The sequence below is a fragment of the Parasphingopyxis sp. genome, from assembly GCF_052168275.1.
Taxonomy (GTDB): domain Bacteria; phylum Pseudomonadota; class Alphaproteobacteria; order Sphingomonadales; family Sphingomonadaceae; genus Parasphingopyxis.
The window spans coordinates 1-7,441 of the sequence record NZ_JBQLZM010000151.1; the positions used below are offsets into that span (position 1 = coordinate 1).

Annotated in this window: 12 protein-coding genes; 4 read left to right on the top strand and 8 right to left on the bottom strand. The window is 66.9% G+C overall.

The window, feature by feature from the left end; all coding sequences use genetic code 11:
* Positions 1–519 (top strand): mechanosensitive ion channel family protein (locus tag ACTS1X_RS14010; protein WP_442615024.1); only part of this gene is annotated, 519 nt, incomplete at its 5' end.
* Positions 516–830 carry a hypothetical protein gene (locus ACTS1X_RS14015; RefSeq protein WP_442615025.1) on the top strand — a complete coding sequence of 105 codons (315 nt, stop codon included), beginning with the start codon at positions 516–518 and terminating at the stop codon, positions 828–830. The genes ACTS1X_RS14010 and ACTS1X_RS14015, both read left to right, overlap by 4 nt.
* Here ACTS1X_RS14015 and ACTS1X_RS14020 read toward each other — a convergent pair.
* From ACTS1X_RS14020 to ACTS1X_RS14030, 3 genes are read right to left on the bottom strand one after another with little or no spacing between them, the layout of a single operon-like run.
* Complete coding sequence (locus ACTS1X_RS14020; protein WP_442615026.1) at positions 827–1,891, bottom strand: transporter; 1,065 nt, start codon at positions 1,889–1,891, stop codon at positions 827–829. The two genes, ACTS1X_RS14015 and ACTS1X_RS14020, sit on opposite strands and share 4 nt — an antisense overlap.
* A 59-nt stretch (positions 1,892–1,950) precedes the next feature.
* Complete coding sequence (locus ACTS1X_RS14025; RefSeq protein ID WP_442615027.1) at positions 1,951–2,376, bottom strand: hypothetical protein; 426 nt, start codon at positions 2,374–2,376, stop codon at positions 1,951–1,953.
* Positions 2,377–2,409: 33 nt separating this feature from the next.
* Positions 2,410–2,958, bottom strand: a complete 549-nt coding sequence (locus tag ACTS1X_RS14030) for a DUF2585 domain-containing protein (RefSeq protein ID WP_442615035.1) — start codon at positions 2,956–2,958, stop codon at positions 2,410–2,412.
* 48 nt (positions 2,959–3,006) lie between these two features.
* Here ACTS1X_RS14030 and gmk point away from each other — a divergent pair, with 48 nt between their 5' ends.
* On the top strand, positions 3,007–3,639 hold the full coding sequence (gmk, locus tag ACTS1X_RS14035) for a guanylate kinase (protein ID WP_442615028.1): 633 nt from the start codon (positions 3,007–3,009) through the stop codon (positions 3,637–3,639).
* Between the two features lie 70 nt (positions 3,640–3,709).
* A complete protein-coding gene (locus ACTS1X_RS14040) occupies positions 3,710–4,288 on the top strand; it encodes a hypothetical protein (protein ID WP_442615029.1) in 579 nt (192 codons plus the stop codon).
* Between the two features lie 62 nt (positions 4,289–4,350).
* Here the strand turns inward: ACTS1X_RS14040 and ACTS1X_RS14045 are convergent, their stop codons facing one another.
* The 5 genes from ACTS1X_RS14045 to ACTS1X_RS14065 form a co-directional block, all read right to left on the bottom strand.
* Positions 4,351–5,046, bottom strand: a complete 696-nt coding sequence (locus ACTS1X_RS14045) for an ATP12 family chaperone protein (protein WP_442615030.1) — start codon at positions 5,044–5,046, stop codon at positions 4,351–4,353.
* A 10-nt stretch (positions 5,047–5,056) separates the two neighbouring features.
* Positions 5,057–5,290 (bottom strand): hypothetical protein, encoded by a 234-nt coding sequence (locus tag ACTS1X_RS14050; RefSeq protein WP_442615031.1) that lies wholly within the window; start codon positions 5,288–5,290, stop codon positions 5,057–5,059.
* Positions 5,287–5,949: an HAD-IA family hydrolase gene (locus ACTS1X_RS14055; protein WP_442615032.1), complete on the bottom strand. Its 663-nt coding sequence runs from the start codon at positions 5,947–5,949 to the stop codon at positions 5,287–5,289. The genes ACTS1X_RS14050 and ACTS1X_RS14055 overlap by 4 nt, the downstream gene beginning before the upstream one ends.
* Complete coding sequence (locus tag ACTS1X_RS14060; protein ID WP_442615033.1) at positions 5,946–6,542, bottom strand: FMN-binding negative transcriptional regulator; 597 nt, start codon at positions 6,540–6,542, stop codon at positions 5,946–5,948. Before ACTS1X_RS14060 ends, ACTS1X_RS14055 begins: the two co-directional genes overlap by 4 nt.
* Positions 6,542–7,441 (bottom strand): RluA family pseudouridine synthase (locus ACTS1X_RS14065; protein WP_442615034.1); only part of this gene is annotated, 900 nt, incomplete at its 5' end. The genes ACTS1X_RS14065 and ACTS1X_RS14060, both read right to left, overlap by 1 nt.

Sequence of the window (7,441 nt, forward strand, 5' to 3'; positions counted from 1 at the left end):
TTCCTGGCCGGGGTGCTGATCATGATCCGCGAGAAGATGCGGATCGGCGACGTCATCGAATGCGAGGGGATCACCGGCAAGGTCGAGAAGATCACGCTGCGCGAGACCCATATCCGCAAGCTTTCCAACGAAGTGACGATCGTCCCCAACTCGATCCTGTTCAAGAACCCGGTCGAGATCTTCACCGACGATCCGGGCCGCCGGCACGAAGTGGTGTGCGGCGTCGCCTATGATGTCGATCTCGACGAGGCGGCGAAGGTCATCGAGGAGGCGGTCACGGGCTGCGACAAGGTCGACCAGTCCAGGGGCGTCGACGTCTTCGCCACCGAGTTCAACTCCAGCTCGGTCGACTATCGCATCCGCTGGTGGTCGGGATCCACGCCCCGCGACATGCACGAAAGCCGCGACCAGGTGATCCGCGCCGTCAAGCGCGCGCTCGACGATGCCGGGATCGAAATCCCCTTCCCGTACGTTACCCATACATTCAAGGAACCCGTACCACTGGAGAGCAAAGGATGAGCCTGATCAGAAGCATAGCCCGAGGCGCGCTGGGCAGCAACGTGCGCAGCCGGACCGCGGGGCGCGGCATTCTCGGCGCGGGGCTCGGCCTCGTCGCCGCGCGGATCGCGACCCGCTCGCTGCCCGGCGCGGCGCTGGTCGGCGGCGGGCTTCTCGCCAAATATCTGTGGGACAGGAAGCGCGAACGCGAGGCGGCCGAAACCGGCGGTCTCGACGCGCGCGACGCCGATATGGGGCTCGCGCGCGCCGAGGGCGAAACCGGTATCGCGGCCGCTGCCGCGCCGGCCGCCGAACCGCCTGTGATCCCCTAGAAGCTGCCCTGCCAGCCGATCGTCAGCGACCAGTCGCCGCTCATCTGGGGGCCGTTCAGGTCCTGATGGACCGGCGCGCCGATCTCGATCCCGAGCCGCTGGCCGTCGAGCGATCCCTGCGCGGCGAGGTTGATCCCGAAAAAGGCGTCGATGCGCTCGCCGCCCTGGAAATCGGGATTGGCGGCCTGGTTCGGCCCGATGATCCGCGAGTCGATTCCGTCAATGCGCCCGGTCGTGCGCCCGGCCAGCCGCGCCGACAGGCTGATCCAGCGCGCCGGTTCGTAGCTCACCCAGCCCGTGACTTCGTGGATGTCGCCGCGGCTGTACCCCTCGTCGTTCATGCCCAGCCGGATCGTCGCATTATATTGCGCGCCCCAGCCGAAATTGCCGGAATAGCCGCGATAGGTGATCGCCGGTTTGAGGTCCCAGGTTCCCGAACCGGGCTGCATCGGATAGGCGAGCCGCATCGCGCGCACAGTGCCCATCGGCGTCAGCATCTCGCCGGTCTCCGTGATCGAGCCGGTCGGAATGCTGATCGCGGCGCGGGCGACGATCTCGTGATCGTCGGGCACTTTCGACAGCGGGAACAGCGCGCCCAGGACGACGTCGCCAAAGCCGTCGACCGATACGTCCGAGCCGCCGAGCACGGTCGGACCCATGCCGCCCCGATAGGTGACCGACTCCATTTCGCGGGTCACGTAGCCGCCAGACGCGATCAGCGTCATCCAGTCGACGGGCGCATACATCATGCCGACCATATGCATCTCCATGCGCATCTCCTGCGGAACGACGCGCAATGTCGGCGGCTGGCCCGGCAAACCGGCGAAGCGGTTCGGGATCGTCGTGGCGATGGTGTCGGAGGCAATGTCCTCAGTGCCGATCTGGCTGCCCGATCCCTCCATGTGCATGAAGCGGTAGGAGAACATGATCTCGCCGGCATTGTGCGTGTGATCGCCCATCACGCCGATCGGCGCATGGCCGTCGGCATGGGTGCCCTCATGGGCGGCGAGCGGGGTGGAGAGAAGCGCGGCGGCAAGCGCCGCGAAAGAAGCGTGTTTCACGAAAATATCCTTGCTGAATCGAATGGATCTCGCGCCCGGGGGCGAGCGCGACGGTCGGTTCAGAAGGTGAGCGGCGGGCCGGTCTGCGGCGGCGGAGGCGCGGCGAGGCCGGTGCCGATGGCGACCAGCCCGGCGGGCGGAAAGGCGGGGCCGGCATCGAGCGGCGGGACCGGACCGGCGGCCGCCGGTCCGGCCATCGCGACGGGGCTGGCCGCCGCCGCATAGTCGCAGGGCGTATTGTCGTTTTCCGGCGCCTGTTCACCGTCCATAGCATCGGCGAGCGCACGCATGGCGGCCGGGGCATTGTCGGGCAGCGCCGCGCCTTGCGGCCCCTGCCCGGTGCACAGCATGATCCGCGGGCCGTCTGCGCCGAACACCGGCATGAAGCCGTTCGGGATCAGCGCCTGGACGACCAGCAGAACCGCCGCCAGGAGCCGGATCCGATCCTTACGCAACTGTTTCAGAAGGGAAAGCCGAGTCGCCATCGCGCGCGCTATGGCGGATCGGAACCGGCTTGGCTATCCCCCCTGCCACACCCGGATCGCGTCGATCGGCCAGACCAGCATCAGGACGTTCAGCGTCAGATTGTCGCGGATCATCCAGAGGGTGAGCAGCTCGAAGAACAGCGCGACGGCAACGGTCGGCCAGAGCCCGATGCGCCGCGCGATCAGGAAGCCCAGCGCCATCCAGCCGATATCGGCGAGCGAGTTGATGATCGCGTCGCCCGAATAGCCGAACGCGGCCGTCGCCTCGCGATAGCGGTTGATGATGATCGGCGAGTTTTCGAGTATCTCCCAGGCGGCTTCGATCGCGACGGCCAGGCAGAACCAGAGACCGACCGGTCGCGTTCGCAAGAGCAACCAGCCCAGTCCGCAGAACAGGAAGCCGTGGATGATATGGCTGGGCGTGTACCAGTCGGCCAGATGCTGGCTGTTGTCGGGTCCATGGACCGTGCCGACCCAGAATTTGATTTCGCCGCATTCGCAGATCGGATTGCGGCCCATGACATAGAGGAGGGCGGCGGCGATGACGATGGATGCCGCGATGACCCAGTAATGGCGTGCGATATCGCCCTCCCATCTTGACCTCGCCGCCTGCGTGCGCGAACCGGGCCCATGGCCGATCCGATCACGCTCGAGCGCCGCGGGCTCCTTTATGTGCTTTCATCGCCGAGCGGGGCCGGCAAGTCCACCATCGCGCGCAAGCTGCTCGAATCCGACGACGAGATTTCGCTGTCGGTATCGGCGACGACCCGGCCGATCCGCGAGGGCGAGACTGACGGCCAGCATTATCATTTCGTCGACAATGCCGAGTTCGACCGGCTGGTCGCCGAGGACGCCTTTCTCGAATGGGCGCATGTCTTCGACCGGCGCTACGGCACGCTCAAGGCCGAGGTGAACAAATCGCTCGATGCCGGGCGCGACGTACTGCTCGACATCGACTGGCAGGGGACGCAGCAACTGAAGCAGGTCGATCCCGACATCGTCCGCGTCTTCATCCTGCCCCCGTCGATGGAGGAACTCGAGGCCCGGCTGCGCGGGCGCGGCACGGACAGCGACGAGGTGATCGCCGGGCGGATGGAGCGGGCGGCGGGCGAGATCAGCCACTGGGCCGAATATGACTATGTGCTCGTCAACGACGACGCGGAGAAATGCGCCGAACGGGCGCGGGCGATCCTCGAGGCCGAACGGCTGCGCCGCAATCGCCGCACGGGTCTGGTCGATTTCGTCCGCGGGCTGACCGGATAGGCCCGGCCGGGCTTTTCATCGCCGTCCGACAGGCCTAGCTTTCCCGTCAACAGTCAGGGGAGAGACTCTCATGCTCAAAATCGTTCCGGGTGCGATCGTCGCGGCGGCCGCCATGTTCATCATCGGGTTCATCGCCTACGGGCTGCTCGGCAGCATTCCGGTCGGCGATGTCGGCGACAGCGAGGCGGCCGCGATCCAGAGCGTGCTTGCCGCCAACATGGACAATGACGGGGCGCGCACGGTCCTCGTGCCCTCGGGATCGGGCGAGGTGCAGCAGCGCATGTATCTCGACGGGCCGATCGCGATGATCCACTACAATCCCAGCGGTTTCGAGATTGGCGCGGGTTCGACGATGCTCGCCGGGTTCATCCATATGCTGATATCGGCGGTGATCATCGGGGCCGCCCTGTTCACCCTGTCCGGCCATGTCCGCGATTTCGGGGCGCGGGTGTCGATCGTCGCACTGTTCGGGATCGCCGCCGCCTTCTACATGAATCTCGGCAATCCGGTCTGGTGGCACCATGACTGGATCTATCACGGCTTCGTCTTCTTCATCGACGCGCTGAGCTTCATCGTGGCGGGCGCGATCATCGCGCGCTGGTTCCTGCCCAAGCATATCGACAGCGACGACCGGTTCGGGGAGGAATAGGGGGAGCAGACTCGTGCGGGGCTCAACCGCAAGATTGAGTCTGACAAGAAAGTCCGCGAATCCTAGCCCTCGAGCAACCGCAGGAACCGCATTCCGGCGCTGAATTCGCGGCGGCGGGCGTCGCGGGCCGCGATGGCTTCCTCGTCCTCGCCCCATTGGCCGGCCTGCCAGTCCTCGTCGACGCGGGTGGCCGCCCAGACCGTGTCCTCGTCGAAAGCGTTTTCGGCGAGCGCCAGCGCGGCGACGAGCGATCCGCCGATCCGGACGATCGGCGAGAGGCCGGCGAGCCGGAACGCGTCATAGGTTCCGATCGCCGCCTTCAGGCGTTCGACCGTGTTTTCGGGTTGCCGGCGATGGACGATGCCGGTGGTCGTTTCGAAACCGATATCGAACCGCTCGCTCGCCCAGTCGAGCAGCGGATCCCAGGCCGCGCACTGATTGGCGACGAGTTCGGCCGGGCTGTCGGCGCGATAGCATAGGAGGTCGGTCTCGCCATATTGGGCGAGTTCGGCGGCGAAGGCTTCGCGGTGCGGCGCGATCCGGTCGATCGCGGCATTGGCGAAGCCGGTCAGCGGCATAGCGGCGGGATCGACCTTGTCTTCCTGGCCCGCCCATTCGGCGGCGATCGCATCGGCGAGCTTGCGCGCGGGAACGGCCAGCGGCTTGCGCCCGGGCGTCTTGACCGGCCGGTCGTCGAGCGCGATCGCCCAGCCATCGCTGCTCCGCTTGGCGTCGGCATTGTCGTAAAAGCGTTTCATGCGTGTCTGTCTATTCGGCCGGCGGGCTTTTCCAACGGCGGGCGAGAATGGTGGGCAGCACGAGCGTTTCGAACAGGCCGATCGCGAAGATCGGGATGCCCAGCATTGGCCAACCGCCTGGGCGCAGAATGTCGCCGGCCCAGATCCACATGCCGATGATCATCACGATGATCCCGGTAAAGCGCAGCAGCTGGAGCGTCTGGAAGCGCGACCTGGCGAGCCGTTCGCGGTCTTCGGGGGTCATGGAATCTCCTTCAGGACGGCGGCGAGATCGGCCGGATCGTCGATCACGATATGGGCCCCTGCCGCCTTCAGCTCATGGGCGTCATGATAGCCCCAGGCGACGCCGACGGCCAGTATGTCGGCGGCCCGCGCCATCGCCATGTCGAACGTCGTATCGCCGATCATCGCACTCGTATCCGGCGCGGCGCCGGCATCGGCCATGCAGGCTTCGAGCATCGCGGGGTGCGGCTTGGACGGGTGCCGGTCGGCCGTGTGGAGCGTCACGAACCGGTCGGTCAGGCCATGCGATTCGAGCACGAATTTCAGTCCGCGGTCGGACTTGCCGGTGGCCACGCCGAGCAGCCAGCCCGCCGCGTCGAGCGTCGCGATCGTGTCGGCGATGCCCTCGTAGAGCGGCTCATGGACGGTTCCGGCGCTGCGCATGGCGGTAAAGGCCCGCTTATAGTCTTCGGCGAGCACGGCATGGCGCTCGGGTTCGGCATCGGGGAGCAGCGTCCGCATCGCCTCGACGAGACTGAGGCCGACGACGCGGCGCGTCGCTTCGCGCGGCGGCGGTGCAAGGCCCGCGCCTTCGAACGCGCGTTCCATCGCAAGGCAGATATTGCGCTGGCTGTCGACGAGCGTGCCGTCGCAATCGAAAATGGCGAGACGGTTGCTCATGGCTCGAGGCTGCGCATCCAGTGCGCGATGGCGGGGCGGCCATTGGCCTCGATCGCATCGGCGGCATTGCGGACCGCGTCGGCCGGCTTGCCCTGGCCGAGCTTGATCGTGCCGCGCCAGGCCCTGGGTTCGAGCGCAAAGCCCGTGATCGCGCCGAGCATCTTCTCGAACAGGCCGTCGCGCATCTTCGCGCGAGTCCAAGGTTTCTTGTCGAGCCGGCCTTCCTGCGCCGCGCTCAGCGCATCGGCCTGGGCGACCAGTTCTTCCCTCGAAAGCTTCAAAACCGGACCCTCCAGCTCGACCGCGACATAGTTCCAGGTCGGCACCCGGTCGGGTTCGCCGTACCAGTCGGGGCTGACATAGGCGTCCGGACCGTTGACGACGAACAGCGCGGTCCGCCCGTCGAGATATTTAGTCAGCGCATTGCCCTTCGCCAGATGGAAGAGTAGGCGGCCGTCCTGCAAGATCGCCGGGACATGGGCGACGCGCGGCCCGTCCGGCGTGTCGGCGAAAACCATGCCGAACCCGACCTGCGCGACGAGTTCGGCCATCGCTTCGCGGTCCTGCCAGTGGAAACGCGGATTGGGATGCATCAGGCCTTCCCCCGGCTGCCGCGACCGCGCCGCTCGCCGCGCCGCGCCTTGCGCTTGTCCTTGGCATACGCCTTGGCGGCCCGTTTCTGCGCCTGTTTCGGATCCTCGCGCGCCGGCTCCTGAAACACGGCGTCGCCCAGTTCGGGCGAGAAGCCCAACGCTTCCAGGCTGTTGGCGAAATGCTCGGGCAGGTCGGCCGTCACGTCGAGCTGGCCGCCGTCGGGATGCGGCAGCTTCAGCCGCCGCGCATGGAGATGCAGCTTGCGGCTGATCCCCCCGGTCAGGAACGCCTCCGCGCCGCCATATTTGCCGTCGCCGACGATCGGATGGCCGATCGCCGCCATGTGAACGCGCAGCTGATGGGTGCGGCCCGTATAGGGCTGGAGCGCCACGAAGGCCGCGCGATTGCCGGCACGCTCGATCACCTGGTAGCGCGTCTTCGCGGACTGACCTTCGTCGAACACATGCATCTTCTCGCCGCCCGTGCCCGGCTGTTTTGCGAGCGGCAGGTCGATCACTCCGTCCTCGATCTCGGGCACGCCGATGACGATGGCCCAGTAGATCTTGGTCGCCTTGCGCGTCGAGAAGGTCTTCGAGAAGAAGGCGGCGGCCCGCGGCGTGCGCGCGACGAGCAGGACGCCGCTCGTATCCTTGTCGAGCCGGTGGACGAGCTTGGGCCGGCTTTCGGCTTCATATTGGAGCGCGTCGAGCAGCCCGTCGACATGGTCCTTGGTCTTGGTGCCGCCTTGGGTGGCGAGGCCCGGCGGCTTGTTGAGGACGAGCGCGCTCCTGTCGCGGTGGAAATCGAGCGTCCGGGCGAAATCGATCTGGTCCTGGCTCAGCGGCCGGCGCTCCGTCTTCGGCCGCTGCGTCTTGGGTGCCTCGGCCGGCGGCACGCG

Coding starts and splice junctions, on each gene's coding strand:
- ACTS1X_RS14015 (WP_442615025.1), top strand. CDS start 516: ATGAGCCTGATCAGAAGCATAGCCCGAGGCGCGCTGGGCAGCAACGTG.
- ACTS1X_RS14025 (WP_442615027.1), bottom strand. CDS start 2,376: ATGGCGACTCGGCTTTCCCTTCTGAAACAGTTGCGTAAGGATCGGATC.
- gmk (WP_442615028.1), top strand. CDS start 3,007: ATGGCCGATCCGATCACGCTCGAGCGCCGCGGGCTCCTTTATGTGCTT.
- ACTS1X_RS14040 (WP_442615029.1), top strand. CDS start 3,710: ATGCTCAAAATCGTTCCGGGTGCGATCGTCGCGGCGGCCGCCATGTTC.
- ACTS1X_RS14045 (WP_442615030.1), bottom strand. CDS start 5,046: ATGAAACGCTTTTACGACAATGCCGACGCCAAGCGGAGCAGCGATGGC.
- ACTS1X_RS14050 (WP_442615031.1), bottom strand. CDS start 5,290: ATGACCCCCGAAGACCGCGAACGGCTCGCCAGGTCGCGCTTCCAGACG.
- ACTS1X_RS14055 (WP_442615032.1), bottom strand. CDS start 5,949: ATGAGCAACCGTCTCGCCATTTTCGATTGCGACGGCACGCTCGTCGAC.
- ACTS1X_RS14060 (WP_442615033.1), bottom strand. CDS start 6,542: ATGCATCCCAATCCGCGTTTCCACTGGCAGGACCGCGAAGCGATGGCC.